Annotated in this window: 24 protein-coding genes; 10 read left to right on the forward strand and 14 right to left on the reverse strand. The window is 59.2% G+C overall.

Going from position 1 to position 22,113, the window contains the following annotated elements:
• Positions 1-95 precede the first annotated feature (95 nt).
• From QA644_RS13655 to QA644_RS13670, 4 genes are all read left to right on the forward strand, one after another.
• Complete coding sequence (locus QA644_RS13655) at positions 96-3,482, forward strand: ATP-binding protein (protein WP_194727795.1); 3,387 nt, start codon at positions 96-98, stop codon at positions 3,480-3,482.
• A complete protein-coding gene (locus tag QA644_RS13660; RefSeq protein WP_283068974.1) occupies positions 3,475-4,392 on the forward strand; it encodes a response regulator transcription factor in 918 nt (305 codons plus the stop codon). The genes QA644_RS13655 and QA644_RS13660 overlap by 8 nt, the downstream gene beginning before the upstream one ends.
• An 87-nt stretch (positions 4,393-4,479) precedes the next feature.
• On the forward strand, positions 4,480-4,866 hold the full coding sequence (locus QA644_RS13665; protein ID WP_283068976.1) for a GNAT family N-acetyltransferase: 387 nt from the start codon (positions 4,480-4,482) through the stop codon (positions 4,864-4,866).
• Between the two features lie 139 nt (positions 4,867-5,005).
• A complete protein-coding gene (locus tag QA644_RS13670) occupies positions 5,006-6,190 on the forward strand; it encodes an acyltransferase (protein ID WP_283068978.1) in 1,185 nt (394 codons plus the stop codon).
• Between the two features lie 26 nt (positions 6,191-6,216).
• On the opposite strand, the gene QA644_RS13675 is transcribed toward QA644_RS13670, so the two are convergent.
• From QA644_RS13675 to QA644_RS13705, 7 genes are all read right to left on the reverse strand, one after another.
• A complete protein-coding gene (locus QA644_RS13675) occupies positions 6,217-7,185 on the reverse strand; it encodes a D-glycerate dehydrogenase (RefSeq protein ID WP_283068980.1) in 969 nt (322 codons plus the stop codon).
• Between the two features lie 135 nt (positions 7,186-7,320).
• Positions 7,321-8,442: a branched-chain amino acid ABC transporter substrate-binding protein gene (locus QA644_RS13680; protein ID WP_074069284.1), complete on the reverse strand. Its 1,122-nt coding sequence runs from the start codon at positions 8,440-8,442 to the stop codon at positions 7,321-7,323.
• Between the two features lie 120 nt (positions 8,443-8,562).
• Complete coding sequence (locus QA644_RS13685) at positions 8,563-8,916, reverse strand: DUF6867 family protein (RefSeq protein WP_074069285.1); 354 nt, start codon at positions 8,914-8,916, stop codon at positions 8,563-8,565.
• 24 nt (positions 8,917-8,940) lie between these two features.
• Positions 8,941-9,669, reverse strand: a complete 729-nt coding sequence (locus QA644_RS13690; protein WP_022716961.1) for an ABC transporter ATP-binding protein — start codon at positions 9,667-9,669, stop codon at positions 8,941-8,943.
• Positions 9,669-10,547 (reverse strand): ABC transporter ATP-binding protein, encoded by an 879-nt coding sequence (locus QA644_RS13695; protein WP_283068983.1) that lies wholly within the window; start codon positions 10,545-10,547, stop codon positions 9,669-9,671. Before QA644_RS13695 ends, QA644_RS13690 begins: the two co-directional genes overlap by 1 nt.
• Positions 10,547-11,938 (reverse strand): high-affinity branched-chain amino acid ABC transporter permease LivM, encoded by a 1,392-nt coding sequence (gene livM / locus QA644_RS13700; protein ID WP_283068985.1) that lies wholly within the window; start codon positions 11,936-11,938, stop codon positions 10,547-10,549. The genes QA644_RS13695 and livM overlap by 1 nt, the downstream gene beginning before the upstream one ends.
• A 4-nt stretch (positions 11,939-11,942) precedes the next feature.
• Positions 11,943-12,845: a branched-chain amino acid ABC transporter permease gene (locus QA644_RS13705; RefSeq protein ID WP_039845683.1), complete on the reverse strand. Its 903-nt coding sequence runs from the start codon at positions 12,843-12,845 to the stop codon at positions 11,943-11,945.
• 77 nt (positions 12,846-12,922) lie between these two features.
• Between QA644_RS13705 and QA644_RS13710 the strand changes: the two genes are divergently transcribed.
• Entirely contained in the window at positions 12,923-13,231 is a 309-nt protein-coding gene (locus QA644_RS13710) for a hypothetical protein (protein WP_283068986.1), read from the forward strand.
• Between the two features lie 21 nt (positions 13,232-13,252).
• Here the strand turns inward: QA644_RS13710 and QA644_RS13715 are convergent, their stop codons facing one another.
• A complete protein-coding gene (locus tag QA644_RS13715; protein ID WP_074069289.1) occupies positions 13,253-13,645 on the reverse strand; it encodes a VOC family protein in 393 nt (130 codons plus the stop codon).
• Between the two features lie 329 nt (positions 13,646-13,974).
• Here QA644_RS13715 and QA644_RS13720 point away from each other — a divergent pair, with 329 nt between their 5' ends.
• Positions 13,975-14,457 carry an isoprenylcysteine carboxylmethyltransferase family protein gene (locus QA644_RS13720; RefSeq protein WP_283068988.1) on the forward strand — a complete coding sequence of 161 codons (483 nt, stop codon included), beginning with the start codon at positions 13,975-13,977 and terminating at the stop codon, positions 14,455-14,457.
• A 147-nt stretch (positions 14,458-14,604) separates the two neighbouring features.
• On the opposite strand, the gene QA644_RS13725 is transcribed toward QA644_RS13720, so the two are convergent.
• The gene (locus QA644_RS13725; RefSeq protein WP_283068990.1) at positions 14,605-15,294 is read right to left on the reverse strand and encodes a VOC family protein; all 690 of its coding nucleotides are present in this window, start codon (positions 15,292-15,294) and stop codon (positions 14,605-14,607) included.
• Positions 15,295-15,593: 299 nt separating this feature from the next.
• Between QA644_RS13725 and cysQ the strand changes: the two genes are divergently transcribed.
• Complete coding sequence (gene cysQ / locus QA644_RS13730) at positions 15,594-16,412, forward strand: 3'(2'),5'-bisphosphate nucleotidase CysQ (protein WP_283068991.1); 819 nt, start codon at positions 15,594-15,596, stop codon at positions 16,410-16,412.
• Between the two features lie 511 nt (positions 16,413-16,923).
• Here cysQ and QA644_RS13735 read toward each other — a convergent pair.
• Positions 16,924-17,670, reverse strand: a complete 747-nt coding sequence (locus QA644_RS13735; protein WP_283068992.1) for a LuxR C-terminal-related transcriptional regulator — start codon at positions 17,668-17,670, stop codon at positions 16,924-16,926.
• Between the two features lie 393 nt (positions 17,671-18,063).
• Here QA644_RS13735 and QA644_RS13740 point away from each other — a divergent pair, with 393 nt between their 5' ends.
• Positions 18,064-18,339, forward strand: a complete 276-nt coding sequence (locus QA644_RS13740) for a DUF1153 domain-containing protein (RefSeq protein WP_007533628.1) — start codon at positions 18,064-18,066, stop codon at positions 18,337-18,339.
• A 24-nt stretch (positions 18,340-18,363) separates the two neighbouring features.
• Here the strand turns inward: QA644_RS13740 and QA644_RS13745 are convergent, their stop codons facing one another.
• The gene (locus QA644_RS13745) at positions 18,364-18,831 is read right to left on the reverse strand and encodes a paraquat-inducible protein A (protein ID WP_283072384.1); all 468 of its coding nucleotides are present in this window, start codon (positions 18,829-18,831) and stop codon (positions 18,364-18,366) included.
• Between the two features lie 107 nt (positions 18,832-18,938).
• Here QA644_RS13745 and QA644_RS13750 point away from each other — a divergent pair, with 107 nt between their 5' ends.
• The gene (locus QA644_RS13750; protein ID WP_194727806.1) at positions 18,939-19,217 is read left to right on the forward strand and encodes a GNAT family N-acetyltransferase; all 279 of its coding nucleotides are present in this window, start codon (positions 18,939-18,941) and stop codon (positions 19,215-19,217) included.
• A gap of 98 nt (positions 19,218-19,315) precedes the next feature.
• Here QA644_RS13750 and QA644_RS13755 read toward each other — a convergent pair whose 3' ends face one another.
• Complete coding sequence (locus QA644_RS13755; RefSeq protein ID WP_074062076.1) at positions 19,316-19,666, reverse strand: flagellar export protein FliJ; 351 nt, start codon at positions 19,664-19,666, stop codon at positions 19,316-19,318.
• 440 nt (positions 19,667-20,106) lie between these two features.
• Between QA644_RS13755 and ctrA the strand changes: the two genes are divergently transcribed.
• The gene (gene ctrA, locus QA644_RS13760; protein ID WP_003542362.1) at positions 20,107-20,808 is read left to right on the forward strand and encodes a response regulator transcription factor CtrA; all 702 of its coding nucleotides are present in this window, start codon (positions 20,107-20,109) and stop codon (positions 20,806-20,808) included.
• Between the two features lie 127 nt (positions 20,809-20,935).
• Here ctrA and QA644_RS13765 read toward each other — a convergent pair whose 3' ends face one another.
• Together QA644_RS13765 and QA644_RS13770 are read right to left on the reverse strand one after the other, a co-directional pair.
• Positions 20,936-21,298: a response regulator gene (locus QA644_RS13765; protein ID WP_239597751.1), complete on the reverse strand. Its 363-nt coding sequence runs from the start codon at positions 21,296-21,298 to the stop codon at positions 20,936-20,938.
• A 119-nt stretch (positions 21,299-21,417) separates the two neighbouring features.
• Positions 21,418-22,065, reverse strand: a complete 648-nt coding sequence (locus tag QA644_RS13770; RefSeq protein ID WP_022716948.1) for a histidine phosphotransferase ChpT — start codon at positions 22,063-22,065, stop codon at positions 21,418-21,420.
• Positions 22,066-22,113: the final 48 nt, after the last annotated feature.

A 22,113-nucleotide genomic window follows, 5' to 3' on the forward strand; every position in this document is an offset into this window, starting at 1 on the left:
GTGAACTTGCGAGACTGCACCTCTTGCGTTTTCCGTCATTCCTGCCAAAGCTGCCTATTCAATGATCACTTTATCGAGAGCGCTAGAAAATAGGCATGGCAGCGCGCCAACGCATCATTCCGGTGAGACGCGAATATAATCGCTGGGTCGCGAACCAGACGCTGGAAGACTATGCGCTGCGCTTCACCGCCAAGAGCGCCCGACAATTTTCCTCGCAGCGCATCTCGCAGACGGCGATCGGTGCGATTTCCTTTCTCGCGCTCGAAGCGATCGGCGGTGCCATCACCCTCTCCTATGGCACGACCAACGCCTTCTTCGCGATCGTCGTCGCCTCGATCGCCATGCTCGCCATCGGCCTGCCGATCAGCCGCTATGCAATCAGGCACGGCGTTGACATCGATCTTCTGACGCGCGGCGCAAGCTTCGGCTATATCGGCTCGACGATCACCTCGCTGATCTATGCCAGCTTCACCTTCATGCTCTTTGCGATCGAAGCTTCGATCATGTCCGGCGCGCTGGAACTGACGCTCGGCATCCCACTTTGGATCGGCTACATCGTCAGCGCCGTCATGGTGATCCCGCTGGTGACCTACGGTGTCAAGCTGATCAGCAGGTTCCAGCTCGTCACCCAGCCCTTCTGGATCGTGCTCAATATCCTTCCCTTCATCTTCATCGCGATCCTGGATTGGGAAAAATTCGATCTCTGGCGCGCCTTCGCCGGCATTCGTCACGCTTCGGGCCCGCCAGGTACAATCGCGGATTTCAACCTGATGGAGTTCGGCGCCGCTTCGGCCGTGATCCTTGCCCTCATGTCCCAGATCGGCGAACAGGCGGACTTTCTCCGCTTCCTGCCGCCGGACGGGCATCGCAAATTGCGTCATCGGCTCGCCGTCTTTCTGGCCGGCCCCGGCTGGGTGATCATCGGCGCACCAAAGCTGCTTGCCGGCTCCTTTCTCGTCGTGCTGACGTTAAGTGCCGGCGTGGCCGTCGACCGCGCCGCCGATCCGGCGCAGATGTACCTGACCGCTTTCGGCTACATGATCCCCTGGCACAACGGGGCATTGCTGCTGATGGCGGCCTTCGTCGTCGTTTCCCAGTTGAAGATCAACGTGATGAACGCCTATGCCGGCTCGCTCGCATGGTCGAACTTTTTCTCGCGCCTGACCCACAGCCACCCCGGCCGCGTCATCTGGCTGATCTTCAACGTGGCGATCGCCCTGCTTCTCATGGAACTCGGCATCTACCGGCTGCTTGAGGAAACGCTCGGGATATTCTCGATCATCGCCATGGCCTGGCTCTGCACGATTTCGGCCGATCTCTTCATCAACAAGCCGCTCGGCCTTGCGCCGCCCGGCATCGAGTTCAAGCGCGCACATCTCTACGACATCAACCCGGTCGGCCTCGGCGCCATGGGTCTTTCGGCGACGATTGCGCTGATTGCGCATTTCGGCGCCTTCGGCGCAATCGCCGCTTCGCTTGCACCTTACATCACGCTGGTGATCGCGCTTACAGCCTCGCCGCTAATCGCCTGGGCGACGAAGGGCAAGTTCTATCTGGCGCGCAAACCGCGTCACAGCTGGAAGAACCTGACGAACATCACCTGCTCCGTCTGCGAACATCCGTTCGAGCCGGAGGACATGGCCTGGTGCCCGGCCTATGCAGCGCCGATTTGCTCGCTCTGCTGCTCGCTCGACAGCCGCTGCCACGACATGTGCAAGCCGAAGGCGCGGTTCAACACGCAGGTAGGCACTGTCGCCAAGACCTTGCTGCCGGAGACGGTGATCGAGAAATTGTCGACCCGCCTCGGACGTTACGGCATCGCCGTGGTTCTGGCCCTGACAGCGGTCGGCGTAATCCTTGCGATGATTGCCCATCAGGTCGCCTCGGCCTCTCCGGAAACGGCGGAGGTCGTCAACGGCACGATCCTGATCGTCTTCTTCGTCTTCTCCGTCATCGCCGGCGTCGTCTGCTGGTTCTACGTGCTGGCGCATGACAGCCGCGTCGTCGCCGAAGAGGAATCTTCGCGTCAAAATACTCTGCTGCTGAGGGAAATCGCCGCGCATAAAAAGACCGACGCAGCGCTTCAGAATGCCAAGGAGGCGGCAGAAGCCGCGAACCGGGCGAAAAGCCGCTATGTCGTGGGCTTGAGCCATGAGTTGCGCACGCCGCTCAACGCCGTGCTCGGCTATGCCCAGATTCTGGAGCGCGACGAGACCATTCCTGCGCCGCGCCAGTCATCCATCAAGGTCATCCGCCGCAGCGCCGAGCATCTTTCCGGCCTGATCGACGGTTTGCTGGACATTTCCAAGATCGAGGCGGGCCGCCTGCAGGTCTATTCGAATGAGATCAACATCCACGATTTCCTCGACCAGATCGTCGACATGTTCCGCCCGCAGGCGCAGGCGAAGGGTCTTGCTTTCACGCATGACCGCTCTCAGTCTCTGCCGCAGTTCGTCCGCACCGACGAGAAACGCTTGCGCCAAATCCTCGTCAATCTGCTTTCGAACGCCATCAAGTTTACCGACGAGGGGAGCGTGACCTTCGATGTCGGCTATCGCAGCCAGGTCGCGACCTTCACCGTTTCCGACACCGGTCGCGGCATTGCCGAAAAGGACCTGAGCCGCATCTACGAACCGTTCCAGCGGGGTGAGGCCGATAGCATCCGCCCCATGCCGGGGCTTGGATTGGGCCTGACGATCACGCAACTCCTCACCAACACGCTCGGCGGCGAAATCGCTGTCGTCAGCGAGAAGGACAAGGGTTCGACCTTCCGCGTTCGCCTGATGCTATTTGCCGTGATGCGCGAAATGATCGCGCCGCCCCAGGAAAAGAAGATCGTCAGCTATGACGGCCCGCGTCGGACGATCGTCGTCGTCGACGACAACGAAGATCATCGCGAGATGATGCGGGAAATCCTGGTGCCGCTCGATTTCGTCATGCTGACGGCGGGCAACGGCCCCGACTGCCTCACCCTGATCGAAGGCATCCAGCCGGACCTCTTCCTCGTCGATATTTCGATGCCCGGCATGAACGGCTGGCAACTCGTATCGCGCCTGCGCGAAAGCGGCCAGACCTCCCCGATCGTCATGCTCTCCGCCAATATCGGAGACGCGGCAGCCGCCGCCGACAGCGACGGCAGTCACAGCGATGCAATCGGCAAGCCGGTCGATATCAAGCAGCTACGCGACAAGCTGGCGCTGCATCTTGGCCTGAAGTGGATCTATGCCGACGCCGCCCAGGCAACCGTTCCCGTGGCTCAACCGCCGATGAAAAGCCCCGGTTGCGCGCATATCGAGGAATTGCTCCGCCTCGGCGAGATCGGCTATATCCGCGGCATCGAAGCCAAGCTCGCAGACCTTGCCAAGGTGGAGGCAAATCAGCCATTTACGGATGAACTCCGCACCTATGTCGCCGCCTTCGATCTCGCCGGCTTCATGACTTTCCTGCACGGCTTCGACGAAAAGGTAGAAACCATTGGCTGAACCGGCCCTCCCCCGCGATATCGTTCTGCTGGTCGACGACTCCCCCGAGGCGCTGGGCTTCTTGACCGATGCGTTGGAGCAGTCCGGTTTTTCCGTGCTGATTGCAACCTCGGGCTCTGCAGCTTTGAACATCGTCGAGCGCATCACGCCGGATCTGATCCTGCTCGATGCGGTCATGCCTTCGATGGATGGCTTCGAGACCTGCCGCAAGCTGAAGGCCAATGCGGCCGTCAGTCAGGTGCCGGTGATCTTCATGACCGGCCTCACCGAAACCGAACACGTCGTCCACGCGCTCGAATCTGGCGGGGTCGACTATCTGACCAAGCCGATCAATATCGATGAGCTTCGCGCCCGCATTCGGGTGCATCTACGCAACGCGCGTTCGGCGCAAAGCGCCCGCGTGGCCCTGGACGCTGCTGGACGTCACCTGCTTGCCGTCAAAGGCGACGGTGCCGTTCACTGGTCGACGCCGCAGGCAACCCGCCTCGTCAATGCAGCGACGGGCAGTGACGACGGCATGGATATCGTCACCAATCATATTGCCGAGTGGATGAAAATGCGCGCTGCAGCCGGGCGCGATGCCGTCATCTCCATCGCGAACGCGGGCCAGGCAACGCTTCAACTCGGTTTCCTCGGCACCATCGGACCCGACGAATATCTCTTCCGCCTGACCGCCGCCAATCAACGCAGCGACGACGCCGTGCTTCGCCAGCATTTCTCCCTGACCCAGCGCGAATCCGAGGTGCTGCTCTGGATCGCCAAGGGCAAGGCGAACCGCGATATCGGTGAAATTTTGGGACTGTCGGCACGCACGGTGAACAAGCACCTGGAGCAGATCTACGTGAAGCTTGGCGTCGAAAACCGGGCCTCGGCTGCGGTCAAGGCGGCGCATGTGCTGCATGAGATATGAGCGTCTGGGCAGCTTATCGAGATCCCGACACGGCAAAGGCTGGAGATATTGATCCGGAAGGCGAAAGAACAGGATATCGCACGCATCGTGGAAATCCGAAACAGCGTTCGTGAAAACAGGCTATCCGATCCCGGCAAGATTACACTCGACGATCTGCGCTGGTTTATTGCAAACCCGGGAATATTCGTCTGGGAACAGGATGGCGAGGTCCAAGGTTTTTCCGCCGGCGACCCGCGCAACGGCAACATCTGGGCGCTGTTTGTCGATGATGCTTACGCAAAGCGCGGTATCGGAACGGCCCTTCTTGCCAGCGCCTGTTCGGTCCTGAAGGATGCAGGCCATGATCGCATCTGGCTGACAACAGACCCGGGAACAAGAGCCGAGAAGCTCTATCGTCAAGCTGGCTGGGAACTGATTGGCGAGAAGGACAACGAACTGCTTTTCGAACTGAACCTGCCGGCCGGCAGTGCCTGATTGGCACGCATTTCATCAGTGGATGGGGATCTGCGCCTTCCGGTAGGAGAAATATTTTTACCAAGCTTAGGCAGCGATCCTTAAATCCTTTGCGCGTATGCAAAAGGCACCATAGGCGATCGAGCGGCAGGCGGCGGGCATGAAAAGCAGACTTTACTATGTGGATCGGTTGAGGATCTTCGCCTTCGCCATTCTGCTCGTCTACCATTCGTCGGCGTCCTTCCTGCCCGACATCAACTGGCTGATCCACAGCGACAAGACAAGCGCCACGCTTTCTTTGGTCATGGACTTCCCGCGCGCTTGGCGGCTTGCGCTATTATTTTTCGTCTCGGGCATGGGAGCGGCCTTTACCTTCGGCTCGGCAGGCAGCCTGTCCTTCCTGCGCAAGCGCACGTTTCGTCTGCTGGTACCCCTCCTCTTTGCCATGGCAGTGATCGTTGTGCCGCAGGTGTGGTACGAACGAATGTACGAGAACGGCTATCAGGGTTCACTTCTCGAATTCTGGACGACCCGCTACTTCACCGAAGGTCGCTACCCCAAGGGCAACTTCACGTGGGCGCATATGTGGTTCGTCGCCTATCTGCTGGTCATGTCAGTGATCTGCTATCCCATCTTCGGATACCTGGTACAGCCCGGAAACAAGATCGCAGCCTGGTTCGAACGCACTTCGAAAACCGGCTTCATCTACCTCTTTTTCCTGCTGCCGCTCGCACTCAACCTGGCGCTTTCGCCTTTCTTTCCGAAGCAAACGAATGCCCTCTACAATGACGGCGCGTGGTTTGCCGTTTGGGCAAGCTGGTTCGGACTGGGCTTTCTCATGGCCCGCCATCACAGCGCGCTAATCGAAACGATCATCGGCCGGCGCTTCGTCAGTGCTGCGATCGCCCTGGTGACAAGCGGGCTGCTCTATCGCTACGCCTGGATGGTGCCGGAGGACCAGGCGATCGGCAGCTACGCGCAAAATACGCCGCTATTCAAGGCAGGGATCTTCTTGCTGGCCTGGAGCATGATCCTGACGCTCGTCGGATTTGCGGCTCGTCACTTCAATCAGCCCAGCGAAAAGCTGTCTGCGATGAACCGGCTGGTATTCCCGCTGTACATCGTGCATCAAACCGTAACGGTAGCCGCGCTGTACTATGTCCTACCGCTCGATATGACGGTCGCCGCGAGCTATTCGATCGTCACGGCCGCCACTATCCTGCTTTCGGTGCTGTTCGCCGTCTGTGTCGACTTCGTGCCTGGCCCGGCACGTGTCCTGTTCGGCTTGAGCGGTCATGGCAGGAAGATTGCAACAAGCGAGCCCGATCGTCAGCTCTCGCGATAGGTTATCCTGCGCCAAAAGGAACGAAATCAAACGACGCGATCGGGCGGCTCACGCCCGTCGAAAAAGGCGGTGATGTTTTCCACTACCTTCATGCCCATTGCCGTTCGGGTCTCCTCCGTCGCGCTGCCGAGATGCGGCAGCAGGACGACATTCTCCATCGACTTCAGCTTTTCCGGCACCTGCGGCTCCGCTTCGTAGACGTCGAGCCCCGCGCCGCGGATGCTGCCGCTCTGAAGGGCGCTGATCAATGCCGCCTCGTCGACCACGTCGCCGCGCGCCGTATTGATCAGAAACGCGCTCGGCTTCATCGCCGCAAAGCGCGCTGCATTCATCAGATGCCGGTTCTCCGCACCGCCGGGGCAATGGAGCGAAACGAAATCGGAAGCGGCCAGCACCTCCTCCATCGTCGCCAGCTGGCGAGCCCCATAGCGCGCAGCCTCCGCGGCATCGATCTTCGAGCGATTGTAGAAGACGACGTCCATCCCGAAGCCGGAATGGCAGCGCTGCGCAAAGGCCCTGCCGATGCGGCCGAATCCGATGATCCCGACCGTCTTGCCGGCCACCTTTGTGCCGATCATGTGCGTCGGGCACCAGCCCTTCCACGCGCCGCCGCGAAGCTGGCGCTCGCCCTCCCCGCCCCGGCGGGCAACGGTGAGCAGGAGCAGCATGGCGATGTCTGCGGTGCAGTCGGTGAGCACGCCGGGCGTATTGGTGACCAAGATGCCTTTCGCCTTGGCGGCGGCGATATCGATGTGATTGTAGCCGACGCCGAAATTGCCGAGAATTTTCGTGCGGATATCACCTTCGAAAACGCTGGCAGGCAGCTTGTCGGAAACGGTGGGAAGGACCGCATCATAGGCTGCCATCGCCTGCCGCATTTGATCGAGACCAAGCGGAATATCCTTCTCGTTGAAGGTTACGTCGAAACGTTCGGCAAGGGCAGCTTCTGCCGCGGCGGGCCAGCGGCGGGTGACGAGGATGCGCGGTGGGGACATTGGTGCTTCCGTCTCAAAATTCTACGCCTCAAAGAACTAGAGGATGACCGCAAGAATTGAAACGCCTGTCCAAAAAGAAAGAAGCCCGGTCGAGACCGGGCTTCCGTAAACGGTACTGGACCGTGCAAGCGAAGCTTACATAGTCTGCGGGAAGTAGCTGTACTTGCCGTCCGGACCCTTCTTCCATTCGTACATGATGTAGCCCGGAATCTTCGGGTCACCCTTTTCGTCGAAGGAGATGTCGCCGAGAACGGTCGGGAACGGACCCTTTTCCTTCATCGCGGTTGCGACGGCTTCCGCATCGGTCGAACCGGCCGCCTTGGCAGCACCGGTGATCGCCTGCATGGCCGCGTAGGCGTAGAGAGTGTAAGCTTCCGGGTTGAAGCCGGCAGCCTTGAACTTCTCAACGAGTTCCTTGTTGGCCGGGTTGAGCGTCGGATCCGGGCCGAAGGTGTTCAGCGTACCGGCAACTGCGTCGCCAGCGATGGAAGCAAGTTCGTTCGAGACGATACCGTCGCCCGAAACGAGCGTTGCCTTCAGGCCCTGGTCGGCAGCCTGACGGATGATGAGACCGGCTTCGGTGTGCAGACCACCCCAATAGATGATCGAGACGCCGGCTTCCTTCATCTTTGCGATGAGGGCGGAGAAGTCCTTGTCGCCGACATTGATGCCTTCATACATGGCTTCGGTGACGCCAGCAGCGTTCAGAGACTTCTTGGTCTCGTCGGCAAGACCCTGACCGTAAGGCGTCTTGTCGTGAACGACAGCGATCTTGGCGTCCTTGAAATGATCGGCAAGGTATTTACCGGCAATTGCGCCCTGCTGGTCGTCACGGCCGCAGGTACGGAATGTGTTCCACAGGCCGCGCTCCGTGAACACCGGGTTCGTTGCAGCCGGGGTGATTTCGAGGATGCCGTTTTCAGCATAGACTTCAGACGCCGGGATCGAAACGCCCGAGTTGAAGTGGCCGATCACGAACTTCACGCCGTCAGCGACGAACTTGTTGGCGACGGAGATGCCCTGCTTCGGGTCGGAGACGTCGTCACCGAGTTCGAGCTTGATCTGCTCGCCGTTGATGCCGCCTGCGGCGTTGATATCAGCGGCTGCCTGCTCGGCACCCTTCTGAAGCTGAGCGCCGAACGCAGCGTTCGGGCCAGTCAGAGGACCGCCGACGCCAATGAGAATGTCGGCCCAGGCGTTGCCGCTGAAGGCGACCATCGCCGTCAGTGCCACTGCCGACAGAAGAGATTTCTTCATATTTTTACTCCCAATTTTTGGGCGGGTTCCGGTCCAAGACCCGGCGCATTACCCACCATTGACTGCGCCAGGAAAGCTGTTCCACTCTGAAGGCAATTCATGCCTAGTTTCAACGGACTGTCAATGTTTGTCCTTCCAAGAGAACGCGGAAGTTTTTTCGTACAGCCAGTAATAGTTGTTGACCATCTGATTGGTGCGGCGATAACGGAAACCCGCCGTCGAGAAGACGAGCAGCAGCACGAAATCGATGACGTAAAAGAAGGCGCTGAGCATCGGCCCGTTGAAGAGCGCATGATGCAGGAACTGCATCACCCATGCGAGCAGGAAGGTGTAGACGACGACCAGCGGATAGTTGCTCCAGCTTTCAGCTGCAGCCCTGCCGGCGCGCCATGCCGTCCAGAACCCGATCAGCACGACCAGCCCGCGGATGACCATCCGCACGCCCGTATCCGGTTCGAAGAAAAGTCCCTGCATGTCAAACTCTCCCTTCTGCCCGGCTCAATGTCTTCCGCCTTCGAGATAGGCGGCACGGACTTCCGGATTGGCGAGCAGTTCCTTGCCGGACCCGCTCATCGTTACCTTGCCGTTCACCATCACGTAAGCACGGTGCGAGAGCTTCAGGGCAGCAAATGCATTCTGCTCGACGAGGAAAACGGTGAGGCCTTCCTGCTCGTTGAGCTTCTTGATCGCCTCGAAAATACCCTTGACGATCAGCGGCGCGAGACCGAGCGACGGCTCGTCGAGAAGCAGGAGCTTCGGTCGCGCCATCAGCGCACGGCCGATCGACAGCATCTGCTGCTCGCCGCCGGAAAGCGTGCCGCCGCGCTGCGCGTGGCGTTCCTTGAGGCGCGGAAACAGCGTGAAGATCTTCTCGACGTCCTCGTTGAAATGTTTGAGGTTGTCGAGGCCCGCACCCATCTGCAGGTTTTCCGTGACGGTCATCCGCGGGAAGATGCGGCGGCCTTCCGGCGACTGCGCGATGCGAAGCCGCGCGATGTCGTGCGTCGGCATGCGGGTGATGTCGCGCCCTTCGAAGATCACCGCGCCGGTGCGCGCCTGCGGGCTGCCGCAGATCGTCATCATCAGCGTCGACTTGCCGGCGCCGTTGGCGCCGATGAGGCTGACGATCTCACCCTTGTTGACGTCGACATCGATGCCCGCGAGCGCACGAATATTGCCGTAATAGGTTTCGACGCCCTGAACCTTGAGAAGCTGTTCGCCGGCCATCAGTTTACGCCCCCTTCGAGGCTCTCGACGGTTGCGATGACCTCTTCCACTTCCTTGTCCTCGACACCGAGATAGGCCGCGATGACCTTCGGGTCGTTCTTCACATGCTCCGGCGTGCCGTCGGAAATCTTCTGCCCGTATTCCAGCACCACGACATGGTCGGAGATTTCCATGACCACCGACATATCGTGTTCGATAAGCAGGATCGACGTACCGGTATCGGCGCGAATTCCCTGCAGCAATGCGTTGAGAGCCGCCGATTCACGCGGATTGAGGCCGGCGGCGGGCTCGTCCAGGCAGAGCAATTCCGGCTCGGTGCACATGGCCCGGGCGATTTCGAGACGCCGCTGCGCGCCATAGGGCAGATCGCCTGCAGGATCGTCGGCGCGGCTGATCAGATCGGCCTTTTCCAGCCAGAAGCGTGCGAGCTCGATGGATGCTGCAGCCTCTTTCCTGTAGGGACCGATGTTGAGAAGGCCGAGGATCGTATAGCCCGATGCCTTCATCAGCTTGTTGTGTTGGGCAACGAGCAGGTTCTCCAGAACGGTGAGGCCCGAGAACAGGCGGATGTTCTGGAAGGTACGCGCGACACGGGCTTCCTTGGTGATGCGGAAATCCGGCAGGCGCTCGAGCAGGTACTGCTTTCCGCTCTGCTGGTTCAGTGTGATCATTCCCATCGTCGGCTTGTAGAAGCCGGTGATGCAGTTGAAGACGGTCGTCTTGCCGGCGCCGTTCGGGCCGATCAGCGCGGTAATGTCACCGCGCTTGGCTTCGAAGGACAGGTCGTTGATGGCCATGAGGCCACCGAACTTCATCGACAGATGCTCGACCTTGAGCAGGGTATCGCTGGACATTGTCGTCATTTCTGCGGGGCTCATCAGCCGTGCCCCTCCTTGATAAAGCTTCCAGAAACTGCCCTGCGCTCCTTGAGGAAGGCAGTCGGTTCACGCGAGCCGACGAAGCCGCGCGGCTTGAACAGCATGACGACGACCATGGCGAGGCCGAATAGAAGCATGCGGTAGAGTTCCGGCGTGAAATCCGGACCGAAGACGGCTTTCAGGAAGTCCATCTCGCGCAGCAATTCCGTCCCACCGACCATGACGAGCGCAGCAATCGCAATACCGGTCAGCGAGCCCATGCCGCCGAGGACGACGATGGCCAGGACGACAGCCGATTCCAGGAACACGAAGGATTCCGGAGAGACGAAGCCCTGGCGCACTGCGAAGAACGAGCCGGCAACGCCGCCGAACATCGCACCCGTCGCAAAGGCTGTGAGCTTGGTCGTGACCGTATTGATGCCGAGCGAACGGCAGGCGATCTCGTCTTCGCGCAACGCTTCCCAGGCGCGGCCGATCGGCATGCGGCGAAGCCGGATCGTGACGTAGGCCGTCAGCATGCAAAGGCCCAGGATCAGATAGAAGAGGAAGATCTTGTAATAGGCCGACGACATCGGAAGGCCCATGAGCTTGGCAAAGCCGCCCGACGTCGCATTGAAAGGAATGCCGAACAGCGTCGCCTTCGGGATGCCCGAGATGCCGAAGGTGCCCTTGGTCACAGCCGTCCAGTTGATGAGCACGAGACGGATGATTTCACCGAAGGCGAGCGTCACGATGGCGAGATAGTCGCCGCGCAAACGCAGGACCGGGAAGCCGAGGATGACACCCCAAAGTGCCGCCAGGATGCCCGACATCGGCAGCAGAAGCCAGAAGGACAGGCCGAAATAGCTGGAGAGCAGCGCATAGGAATAGGCACCGACCGCGTAGAAGGCGACGTAACCGAGGTCGAGCAGACCGGCAAGGCCGACGACGATGTTAAGGCCCCATGCGAGCATCACATAGATGAGAATCTGGATGCCGAAGTTGTCGACCCATTTCAGCGAGCCCTGCGCGCCGAAAGCCGCGTAGATGGCCACCGGATAGAGCAGAAGCGCGACCAGCGCGATTTTCAGGAAATGCTGGCGGAGAAAACCCTTCTCGGTCGAGATGTCGAGCTCTCCGTGCTTCGCCTTGGCAAGCTTGCGCTTGTCGATGTTCGGCTTGACGAAAACGACGATGACGAAGCGGCTGATCGCAGCGATCGCCACGAAGATCGCGAGCAGGCCCCAGCGCTGAACGATGATGAGCTCGTTGTTGATGTTCTGGTCGGTCTTGAGGCCGACATAGAGAACGAACAGACCGAGAGAAAGGAGGGCCGCGAATAAGGCTTCCGTAAGGCCTTTCTGGATAAGCCCGGGTGCGGGCTTGCCAGCAGGATTTTCGATGTTTGCCATGATGTTATACCTTCTCGACTTCCGGCCGTCCGAGAATGCCGGTCGGCTTGAAGATCAGGACGAAAGCGAGGATCGCAAAAGTCGCGACATCCTTGTAGGCGATCGTGAAATAGGCGGACCAGAGCGATTCGATGAGGCCGATCATCAGGCCGCCGAGAACGGCACCCGGCAACGAGCCGATGCCGCCGAGAACGGCTGCGGTAAACGCCTTGACGCCCGGCGTGAAGCCGTCGTTGAACGAGGCGACGCCATAATACATCAGGTACATCGTGCCGGCGACTGCGGCGAGCGCCGCGCCCATGATGAAGGTGATGGAGATCGTCTGATCGACGTTGACGCCGAGAAGAGCGGCCATCTTGCGGTCCTGCTCCGTCGCGCGCTGGGCGCGTCCGAGCGCCGTGCGGTTGACGATGTACCAGAAGGCGGCCAGCAGCACCACGGTGATGACGATGATGATGATCTGCTTCAGCGAGATCGAAATACCGCCGATATTGTAAACCGAACCGACGAGCGGCGGAATCGGCTTGTTGCGCGGGCCCTGCGTCACCTGGATGAAGTTGGACAGCGTGATCGACATGCCGATCGCGGTGATCAGCGGCGCCAGGCGGAAGGAACCGCGCAGCGGCCGGTATGCAACACGCTCGATCGTCCAATTCCACAAACTCGTCATCAGCATCGCAACGATAAGCATCAGCAGCAGAAGAACTGCGACCGGAACGCCTGCAAAGATGGATGTGAGAACGAGAAAGACGATAAGAGCGGCGAAACCACCGAGCATGAAGATATCGCCATGGGCGAAATTGATCATGCCGATAATGCCATAAACCATCGTGTAGCCAATAGCGACAAGGCCATAGATGGATCCGAGCGTCAGCCCATTGAAGAGCTGCTGGACGAAATACTCCATATGTCATTTCCCCTGGATGCGAGCCTACATGACTGCATCTCTTTTTGGTCTGTAGTTCCCTTTTATCGGAACCTCATATGCGGCATCCATACCGTTTTCCGCGAAAATGTGAAGACAAAAAGGCTTTACTGGGTCAGATTCTTGGCGAAACGGACGTAAATGGCGCGTTTCGGCCCAAAATCCACATTAAAGAGGCATTCCCTGAGGAAATTTTAGCCAGAAACCGGCTGTGGATTAACCAAATCGGCTGCGAGGCGGGCAAGGCGGGCAGCTTTAAGCATGGCACTTATTCCATAAAACCGGAGCTTTTAGCAAATTCCTACGAAATTCAAGGGCTGGACGCGAAAAACGTTTCAAACGAACGGCCTGCCGGGCGTTGCAATTAGCAAATGCGCCAGTCCCAACTCTCACGGATTCCAGCCGCCGCTGCCATAAGGACGCGTGATGATTTCGAGCAGGTGACCGTTCGGATCTTCGAAATAGAGACCGCGTCCACCGTCGTGGTCATTGGTTTCGCCTGGCTTTCTCTGGCCGGGATCGGCCCAGTAACGCAGGTTCCGCTCACAAATTCGATTGAATATCGCGTTGAATTCAGCGTCGCCGACCAGGAAGGCGTAGTGTTGGCGTATGATCTCACCTTTCGTATCCATATAGTCGAGATTGGCATCGTTGTCGGTCGTGACCATGTGGAACGGCCCCCACCGCCGCGGCGGCGACAGGCCCAGCATATCGGCCAGGAAATCTGCCGAGGCCTTACTGTCTCGAGCCGACAGGATGGTATGATTGAAGTGGATGGCCATCTTGGTCTCACGGAAATGAGGCGGAGCTTCAACGCGGTGGGTTTGGGCGGTTAACACGCCCGCCCGTCTCTTTGTTCCGGGCAGTCACACCTTGAGCTGAGGCGGGCGAATGTTGCACGATCACAAAAGTCGGCCGCTTCATCGGAAAACGTGCACCTTAAGTTAAAATCCGTCGCTTCTCTGGAGCTGACATTTGCATAGCGAGAAGCGTCGGCCGAAGTCGATCCTTGGCTGTCCACGCCCCTCTGACTTCAAATCTCTTTCGAAGCAACGTAAACTCCCACCGGTGGAAGGGCCTTGGTAGGCGAGGAGCAGATCGGGCGGGCGGCATGAACGAGGTGAGCGGGAATTGGCGTGACAGTTCGGGCGCGGCGGTACGGCCGCCGATCGCCTGGGCGCTCGCTGTAATTGCCGGGTTCGCGCTCGACTGGCTCTATCGGCTGCCCTTCCTGCCGGCGGCCATGCCGGCCGGCGCGCTCGGCGTCATCGTGTTCCTCGCCGGCCTGGCGCTGCTGATCTGGGCGGCGGGGACCTTCCGCCGTGCGGGGACGCAGATCCAGACCACCCAGCCAACGGCGACGATTGTCGACGAGGGACCCTACCGCTTCACGCGCAACCCGATCTATATCGGCATGTTCCTCGGCCTCATCGGCTTGGCCATCGCCATCGACAGTCTGTGGCTCATCGTCCTGCTGGTGCCGTTCTATCTCGTCATCCGCTACGGCGTGGTCGCCCGCGAGGAGGCCTATCTCGAGCGGAAGTTCGGCGACGTCTATCTCGCCTACAAAGCCCGCGTCCGGCGGTGGCTGTAGCGGGACGAAGAGGGATCAACCTGCTGGAACCCACCGCGGAACGGGTCGGACGCGACATCCGCGGCATCATTGGCAAGATCCGGTCTCGGTGGCGCAAAACAGATGTGCCTTTGCAGCGACCGTGGTGGCTGCCGTCGGGTACCGCCCTTACGATGGCAGCTGCTTGCCGGCCTGCTCGCTGACGATATGCTCGGCGTACCAGTCCGGCCAGCCCTCATCGTACTCGCCTGTCAGCTTCTCGTGCTCGCCATGCGCGGCAGCCGCACGCCGGAGGGCGGCCGCAAGCTCTGTGGACGAGGTGAATGTCGTGTCGTCGGCGTCCACGCGTCCGGGCAATCGGGCGGTAATCTCCTGGAGCAACCAGCCGTTACCATCTGGATCGCTGAATGAGGCGAACGAGCGGTAGCTGCGATGCTCGGGATCCGGACCAGGGATCCGGAGCTGCCCAAACAGGTAGGGTTCGTCGGTGCCAGCGTACACGCCGCTGGCGTCGTGGAACACCTCGCTGACCTCGACCCCACGCCCGAGCAACTCGCGTCGGGCGGCCTTAATGTCGGAGACGATCAGGTACAAGCCCCGCGCGGAGCCGGGCGCTGCTGCAGTGACGTTCTGGCCGAAGATAACCGAGCACCCGGAGCCAGGCGGCGTAAACTGGATTACGCGAAAGCCCTCATCGGCGGCGAAGTCGGCGTCGAGCCTCCAACCCAGATCGCTGTAAAAGCCCTTAGCGCGATCCACGTCCGAAACAGGAATAACGACGATCTCCAGCTTCATGTCGATCGTCTGCGTTCTCGGGGTCTCGACAACAGTTTTGCTGTGCTCCTGGCTGTTGCTCATGTGGAGCTCCTTAGATTGGCAGCCTTCAGGGCGGCGGCACATGCCTAAGTGAGTGGATCACAGCGGAGGCGTGCAGTCGAATCAATTATGATGCGGTGCTAATGGACCCTGCGCTAACCTTCGTTGTGGAGACTTCCGATTGTGATGAGGAACCATTTGCCCCTCGTATGGCCCGTTGCCATCGCGGTCGCCAGCAATCTATCTTCTCGAATGACGGCTATGCCCCGCGCAAAAAGGTGGCTCGATCACCATATATGTCTTTATACTGCTTCCGGATGCTGACATCCGTTGAGGGGAACATGTTAGCGATATTCGAAAAGGCGGCGCTTGAGGCGGGTAGAACGATCATCGCGATCTTCGACGAAGGGTGCGCTGTCGCGACGAAAGCAGATTCAAGTCCCGTGACCCGCGCGGATGAAGAAGCGGAGCGGATCATCCTGGCCCATCTTACACGCAACTATCCGGATATTCCGGTGATTGCCGAAGAATCGGTGGCGGCCGGTCACGTGCCGGATATCGAGGGAAAGGCTTTCTTCCTTGTCGACCCGCTCGACGGCACGCGCGAATTCGTCGACAGGCGGCGCGAATTCACGGTCAACATTGCCTATGTGGAGCATGGCGTGCCGCTTGCGGGCATCGTCTATGCACCGGCACTCGGTATTGCTTTTGCAGGCAAGGCAGGACACTCGGAAAAACTCCTCGTCGGCGCCGATTTTACGGTGACGGAACGCATTGCAATCACGGTCCGCGCACCACCTGCCAAGCGCCTCGCTCTTGCCAGCCGCAGCCACAAAAGTCCGGCGACCGACAGCTTTCTCATCGAGCAGGCGATCTCCGAATGCACCAATATCGGCTCTTCGCTGAAATTCTGCCTGCTTGCCGAGGGAAAGGCAGACGTCTATCCGCGCTTCGGCCGGACGATGGAATGGGACACGGCGGCGGGCGACGCGATCCTGCGCGCTGCGGGCGGCACGACCGTTACCATGGACGGATTGCCGCTGACCTACGGCAAAACCGGCGGCAAGGCGGATTTCGACTTCGCCAATCCCGACTTCATCTCCTGGGGCGGCAAGGAAATGGCTGTGCAGATGCGCATGGCTTCGGGCGAAAACCCTTAAAAATCAAAAAAGGAATGGCGTGCAGCTTGCCGTGACGGCAATGCGGCCCTCCCGCCCGAAACGCCGTCCGAAGTATATAATTGCCTCCGGAACCGGCGATCTCTGGACCAGCGAGGAGCCGGCAACGACGAATTTGCCGTCAAAGTGAGCGCCGATGGCAGACGGAGCTCGCCATTGCGGCCGCGGCATTGTGAAAACGCCGGCACGTCCCATCGTCCGCGTCTTGCTTTCAACCTCCACATCGACCTCGGCAAACAACGGCAAGACGGATTTCAACACCATGCACGCGGAGCAACGGGATCGACGCTCGGCGCTGCGGTCCGTCAGGTTCAGGACAACGGGCAGCCATTCCCGCAAAGGGTCTCGGTCTGCTGATTCTATCAGCGAGCACCGGCATTCGGCCTCGCGCAGCTTGCGAGCGGCGACGGGCTCTCGATCATTCGTACCGGCGCCGCCAATACGAGTTCGGCGCCGGGAAGGCCGAGGTCAGCGCCATTCTGCTCTGAAGGGCTTACAGCAGCCTGTAGCGGAAGGCGCGGGCGACGGCTTGCATACGGTTTACCGAATCGAGCTTGCGCATCGCGCCCTTGAGATAGCCGACCACCGTATGCGGCGAGAGGTCGAGAATGATTGCGATCTCGTCGCTGCTCTTGCCCGCCGCCGACCAGCGCAAGCATTCGATCTCGCGGCGGGTGAGATTTTCCGAAGGCCCCTCGTCTGTGCGGTTCTCGCTGCTGAAACGGTCGAGCGCTTCCATCGCGGCATAAAGAAGGTCCATCTCCTCTTCGCGCGAAAGCGCAGAACGGCGACCTGAGAAGGCGAATATGTATTGCTTCAGGTCAGCGTCGTGCAGCGAAAAGCCGAACGTCTTCTGCAGCCCATGCATCTGGAACAGCGCATTCAGCCGGCGATTCTCCTGATTGGCGGCACCGCCGGCGAACGGGCTGGCATCGCAGAAAACCGGCATGATCGTTCGCTTCAGTGCGCCTACCAGCCGGCTGCAATAGAACAGATCGACCTCGTCGTAGAGATTGGTAAGGTTCTGCGGCCAGTTGCTGATAATGCGATTTTCGAGAAATGTCGTGCTGTCGGCGCGCGGGAAGGCTACGAGGAGGTAATAGTCGAAGCCTGCAGCTTTCGTCATGTCCTCCAGCCGGCGCTTCAGTTCGGCTTTCAGCTCGCCGGTGGGAACGGCGGTGGAGAGCGGAAAAGCGTTATCCTCTGCGCGGTTTCGGGCTGCGCGCTCACGTCTTGTCATCGACTTGTCCTCAGCCGCGGGCCATCGGTTCGGGTCTCGCAGAGGAAGCGCTACGGCGCCGGACAACAGCAAGACTGCAACGATGCCCCGCGTCGTAGGGACGTGAGGCATGCCGAGGCAATCTTTGACTGATGCTGCGAGAAGAACGGAGACGAGGTCTTGCGCTCATTCACGATGTTGCTGCGCTTATAAGGCCGTCCCCGAAATATCTGTAATATCTATTCGGCATGGGAGCCATGCATCCGGTACAAATTGACGCTACGGCAGGCAGCCCGCCCCGGCGGGCTGTGATGGCAGCTAAAGTTGTTATCAAAGTCTTACTGTGCGCTTAGGCAATTTTTAAATGTGACAAGCTAGAGTGCCCGCGTGGTCTTGAGTTGTGTAGAGAGTCCAATGACCGAAATGATACGTCCCCGAGTAAAATATGTCATCGGCCCCGATGGCAGCCCGCTGACGATTGCGGATCTTCCGCCGCCGAATACCCGGCGCTGGGTTATCCGTCGCAAGGCTGAGGTTGTCGCCGCGGTGCGCGGTGGCCTGTTGAGCTTGGAAGAAGCCTGCGAGCGTTACACGCTCACCGTCGAAGAATTCCTGTCCTGGCAGTCGTCGATCAACAGTCACGGCCTTGCCGGCCTGCGCACGACGCGTATCCAGCAATACCGTCACTGAACCATCTGCCTCAGGCAAAGACATTTATTTCGGGCCGGACGCATTTCCCTGAAGGGAGTGAAGAAGGCCCGAAATTATTGTTGACGCTGCGTAGCACCAGAGTCCCGGTTGAGTAAAAGCATCCGCCAGGCCCGTGGTCTTCGCCGCTGCAATCACGATCGCCACCAGTAATACGTCCATCATCGACCACTTGGACAGATACGGCACGGCGTGACGATAAAACCAGCTGCCGGTCCCGCCGCCGGCAGCCGTCGCCTCGGCGGCAATGCCGATGATCTTCAGGGTCGGCAATACGATTGACACGATCGCGACGATCAACGCGAGCGGGATATCCCCTCCGCTCCAGAGCGCAGCAACGATCTCCACCAGCGACGGCGTTTCGTCGAAGAAGTAGAGTTTCTCGAATCGGATCAGAGGCAATACCAGCCCAAGCGCCAGGAAAAATGGTGCTGCAGCAAGCAGTACCGGCCGGATTCCCACCAGTCTTCTCATCGAATACCCCTTGGTTGAACACTGTGTCGTCACCTGCACCGGCTTGGCATGGCATGGCCGCCATGTCACGGTCTGCATGAACAACATCGGTTTTCGGAGAACATACAATGGATATTCGGAACGAAGACAATGCCTCGGGCGGGCGGTATGTGGCCAAGGTCGACGGCCACGAAGCCGAAATGAGCTATTCCCGCACGTCGCCGAAGCTCGTCATCATCGATCACACCGGCGTGCCGGATGCCCTGCGCGGCAAAGGCGTCGGCCAGGCGCTTGCGCTTCACGCCGTCGAAGAGGCGAGAAAGGGCGGCTGGAAGATCTTTCCGCTCTGCCCGTTCTTCAAGGCGCAATCACAACGCCACGAGGAATGGCGCGACGTGGTGAATTAACAACACCAAAAGCCATGTATGACGGACTTACGGCCCGTCATACATGGCTTCTTCAGGCGATCCCCAGGACGCCGCAGCCGGCGTCCGCTGCCAATCGATCAGGCGCGGGCCCGAATGGCGCTATCTCGCTCTTCGAGCGCGGTAGCGCGGGCATATTCCGCCTGCATCTCCTCGAGCGCCTGCTCCAGCGACTCTTCCTGCATCTTCAATTCCTTGATGGAAACCTGAAGATTGTCGGCGCGCTGTCGTGCCGCCTTTGCGAAGGTCGGGTAGGCGAAGTGATTCGGGTCGGAAATGCCGGATTTCTTCTCTTCGATGACGATCTGACTTTCCAGATCCTTCGTCATTCGTTCGAATTCCGACATCATCATCTGCAATTGCTGCAGCTGACGTCGTTTTTCGTTCACCTGAAACTCCTTCAGGCGAACTAGGCTCTCACGCGACTTCATACGCATTACTCCAGTGATGCGAGATCCCGGCTTACTAAAATTGCCCTTGCGCACCGGTTTGAAACGGCCTGCCAAAAATATTTCCATCGGTATTAACAAAAACCTACCGCTGGTAACCTTTCGTTTACGGGCATCGTTAATGATAGTGCCGATGATTTAAGGGTCGGTAAACATCACTACGCGATTTCCGGATCCTGTTCATTGGTGAGTCGAATGAATCGCTTACCGGCCATTCTTAATGTAAAAGTTAAAGAAATGGCGTTGCGGATTCTCATTGGAAAACAGCGAAATGGACAAATTGCTTAATAAATTCGTTACCTCTTGCCAGAGTGAATCAGAATTTGTTAACCATTTCGTGGCAGCTTCCAAATCACGCAGTGAAGTATTCGGTATCGCGTAGGGGGCCAGACCACCTTTCGGCGGCGGTAAAGGGGATAATAATGCGGGTACTACTTATCGAAGACGACAGCGCGACAGCGCAGAGCATCGAACTGATGCTGAAATCCGAAAGCTTCAACGTCTACACCACCGATCTTGGTGAAGAAGGCGTCGATCTCGGCAAACTGTATGATTACGACATCATCCTTCTCGATCTGAACCTTCCAGACATGTCCGGATATGAAGTGCTGCGCACTCTCCGCCTGTCCAAGGTCAAGACACCAATCCTGATTCTCTCCGGTATGGCAGGGATTGAAGACAAGGTCCGCGGCCTTGGCTTCGGCGCCGACGACTACATGACCAAGCCGTTCCACAAGGACGAATTGGTCGCTCGCATCCACGCGATCGTCCGCCGTTCCAAGGGCCACGCCCAGTCGGTCATCATGACTGGCGAGTTGATCGTGAACCTCGACGCCAAGACCGTTGAAGTCGGCGGCCAGCGTGTTCACCTGACGGGCAAGGAATACCAGATGCTGGAGCTGCTTTCGCTCCGCAAGGGCACGACCCTGACCAAGGAAATGTTCCTCAACCACCTTTACGGCGGTATGGACGAGCCGGAACTGAAGATCATCGACGTCTTCATCTGCAAGCTGCGCAAGAAGCTCGCAAATGCTGCCGGCGGCGCAAACTACATCGAAACCGTCTGGGGCCGCGGCTACGTTCTGCGCGAGCCGGATGGCGCCGAATACGCCGAAACCGCCTGAGACACCGAATTTCCCCTTTCGATCATGAGATATCCCGCTTTTCCGGCGGGATTTTTCGTTTCGATGCATGGCCTCGCAAAAAACAAAGCCGCCCGGAGGCGGCTCAGGCCTTGAAGAATATAGGAAATCAGGCGGCGATGGCGCGGTTGCCGAAGACGGCCGTCAGGATCTTGCGGTCGAAGGGTTTCAGCAGGAAGTCGGTGGCCCCTGCCCGCTTGCCCATCATCAGCTTCTTGAGATCGGCCTCGATTACGCAGTAGTAGATCTTGACGTCCTTGCCGCCTTCCATCGCCCGGATGGCGGAAATCAGTTCGATCGCGCCGTCCATGCCGGAATCGACGATCATATATTCCGGAAGCTCGGCCTGGCAGCGCGAAAGCGCTTCGCTTGCATTGGACGCCTCACTGACAAGGAAATCGAGTTCGGAAAGGATACGCTTTCCGACTTTGCGGACGACATCCGAACTATCAGTGATCATGAACCGCTGCATGCCTGCTCCTTCGCTCCACTTTTACCCCAGTGGCGCTTCCTCAGTCCCTGAGAATAGGTCCATTAGGCTAAGGAAGTGTTACCTTGGACGTGCCAGGCTGCAGCGATGCAACCATGACGCTAGACAATAACCGACTCCGCGGTGAAGATAATTTCTTCGCCCGTCGCGCTGTGGCCGAGCTCCATGCCGCACTCTTCGGCGAGCAGGACCGTGTAGTAAGGCTGGATCGAATGCGCATCGATCGCCTCCTCGACTTGGCCCGATGTGATTTCCACGAACTTCGCCGGCAGGCGCATCAGCTTGCCCTTGGCAACGATCTTGAACTTCGCGTCGAACTCCGGATTCTCAAGCGTTACTTCCAGCGAGCCGCCGCGCGGGATCGAGGAATAGGCAACCAGGAAGAGATTGAGCAGCAGCTTGACACGGTTTTTCGCGACGATGGCGCGCGGCCCATTCCAGGTCACCTCGGTCTTCTTTTCGGCAGCTGCGAAATCCTTGGCTGCGCGCTCTGCCTCACCGGTATCGATCGAAGCGCCGACCGAACCGGAGGCGCCAAATGCCAGGCGTGCAAATTTCAGGCGAACCGAGGCATTGAGCGCACTCGTGCGGATGAGGTCCATGGCGTCCGAATCGGCGCCGCCTTCGTCCAGCAGCTCGAGACCGTTGTTGATCGCGCCGACGGGCGAGATGACGTCATGGCAAACACGGCTGCAAAGTAGCGCGGCCAGATCCGGGCCTGTCAATGTAAGATTGGGGTTCTTGGACATCATCGTCTCCTAAAGGCGGCAAAATTTCATCCCGCCTATCATGCTTGA

It is taken from the genome of Rhizobium sp. CC1099 (assembly GCF_029714385.1).
GTDB lineage: Bacteria > Pseudomonadota > Alphaproteobacteria > Rhizobiales > Rhizobiaceae > Rhizobium.

What these genes read in the sequence shown, in the direction of transcription:
- QA644_RS13680 (WP_074069284.1), bottom strand. Translation starts at nt 8,442, where the DNA reads ATGAAGAAATCTCTTCTGTCGGCAGTGGCACTGACGGCGATGGTCGCC.
- QA644_RS13745 (WP_283072384.1), bottom strand. Translation starts at nt 18,831, where the DNA reads ATGAGAAGACTGGTGGGAATCCGGCCGGTACTGCTTGCTGCAGCACCA.
- QA644_RS13690 (WP_022716961.1), bottom strand. Translation starts at nt 9,669, where the DNA reads ATGGCCGGCGAACAGCTTCTCAAGGTTCAGGGCGTCGAAACCTATTAC.
- QA644_RS13735 (WP_283068992.1), bottom strand. Translation starts at nt 17,670, where the DNA reads ATGACAAGACGTGAGCGCGCAGCCCGAAACCGCGCAGAGGATAACGCT.
- QA644_RS13685 (WP_074069285.1), bottom strand. Translation starts at nt 8,916, where the DNA reads ATGCAGGGACTTTTCTTCGAACCGGATACGGGCGTGCGGATGGTCATC.
- QA644_RS13695 (WP_283068983.1), bottom strand. Translation starts at nt 10,547, where the DNA reads ATGAGCCCCGCAGAAATGACGACAATGTCCAGCGATACCCTGCTCAAG.
- QA644_RS13725 (WP_283068990.1), bottom strand. Translation starts at nt 15,294, where the DNA reads ATGAGCAACAGCCAGGAGCACAGCAAAACTGTTGTCGAGACCCCGAGA.
- QA644_RS13770 (WP_022716948.1), bottom strand. Translation starts at nt 22,065, where the DNA reads ATGTCCAAGAACCCCAATCTTACATTGACAGGCCCGGATCTGGCCGCG.
- QA644_RS13705 (WP_039845683.1), bottom strand. Translation starts at nt 12,845, where the DNA reads ATGGAGTATTTCGTCCAGCAGCTCTTCAATGGGCTGACGCTCGGATCC.
- livM (WP_283068985.1), bottom strand. Translation starts at nt 11,938, where the DNA reads ATGGCAAACATCGAAAATCCTGCTGGCAAGCCCGCACCCGGGCTTATC.
- cysQ (WP_283068991.1), top strand. Translation starts at nt 15,594, where the DNA reads ATGTTAGCGATATTCGAAAAGGCGGCGCTTGAGGCGGGTAGAACGATC.
- QA644_RS13765 (WP_239597751.1), bottom strand. Translation starts at nt 21,298, where the DNA reads ATGCAGCGGTTCATGATCACTGATAGTTCGGATGTCGTCCGCAAAGTC.
- QA644_RS13715 (WP_074069289.1), bottom strand. Translation starts at nt 13,645, where the DNA reads ATGGCCATCCACTTCAATCATACCATCCTGTCGGCTCGAGACAGTAAG.
- QA644_RS13720 (WP_283068988.1), top strand. Translation starts at nt 13,975, where the DNA reads ATGAACGAGGTGAGCGGGAATTGGCGTGACAGTTCGGGCGCGGCGGTA.
- QA644_RS13655 (WP_194727795.1), top strand. Translation starts at nt 96, where the DNA reads ATGGCAGCGCGCCAACGCATCATTCCGGTGAGACGCGAATATAATCGC.
- QA644_RS13740 (WP_007533628.1), top strand. Translation starts at nt 18,064, where the DNA reads ATGACCGAAATGATACGTCCCCGAGTAAAATATGTCATCGGCCCCGAT.
- QA644_RS13750 (WP_194727806.1), top strand. Translation starts at nt 18,939, where the DNA reads ATGGATATTCGGAACGAAGACAATGCCTCGGGCGGGCGGTATGTGGCC.
- QA644_RS13675 (WP_283068980.1), bottom strand. Translation starts at nt 7,185, where the DNA reads ATGTCCCCACCGCGCATCCTCGTCACCCGCCGCTGGCCCGCCGCGGCA.
- ctrA (WP_003542362.1), top strand. Translation starts at nt 20,107, where the DNA reads ATGCGGGTACTACTTATCGAAGACGACAGCGCGACAGCGCAGAGCATC.
- QA644_RS13755 (WP_074062076.1), bottom strand. Translation starts at nt 19,666, where the DNA reads ATGAAGTCGCGTGAGAGCCTAGTTCGCCTGAAGGAGTTTCAGGTGAAC.
- QA644_RS13710 (WP_283068986.1), top strand. Translation starts at nt 12,923, where the DNA reads ATGCGGCATCCATACCGTTTTCCGCGAAAATGTGAAGACAAAAAGGCT.
- QA644_RS13670 (WP_283068978.1), top strand. Translation starts at nt 5,006, where the DNA reads ATGAAAAGCAGACTTTACTATGTGGATCGGTTGAGGATCTTCGCCTTC.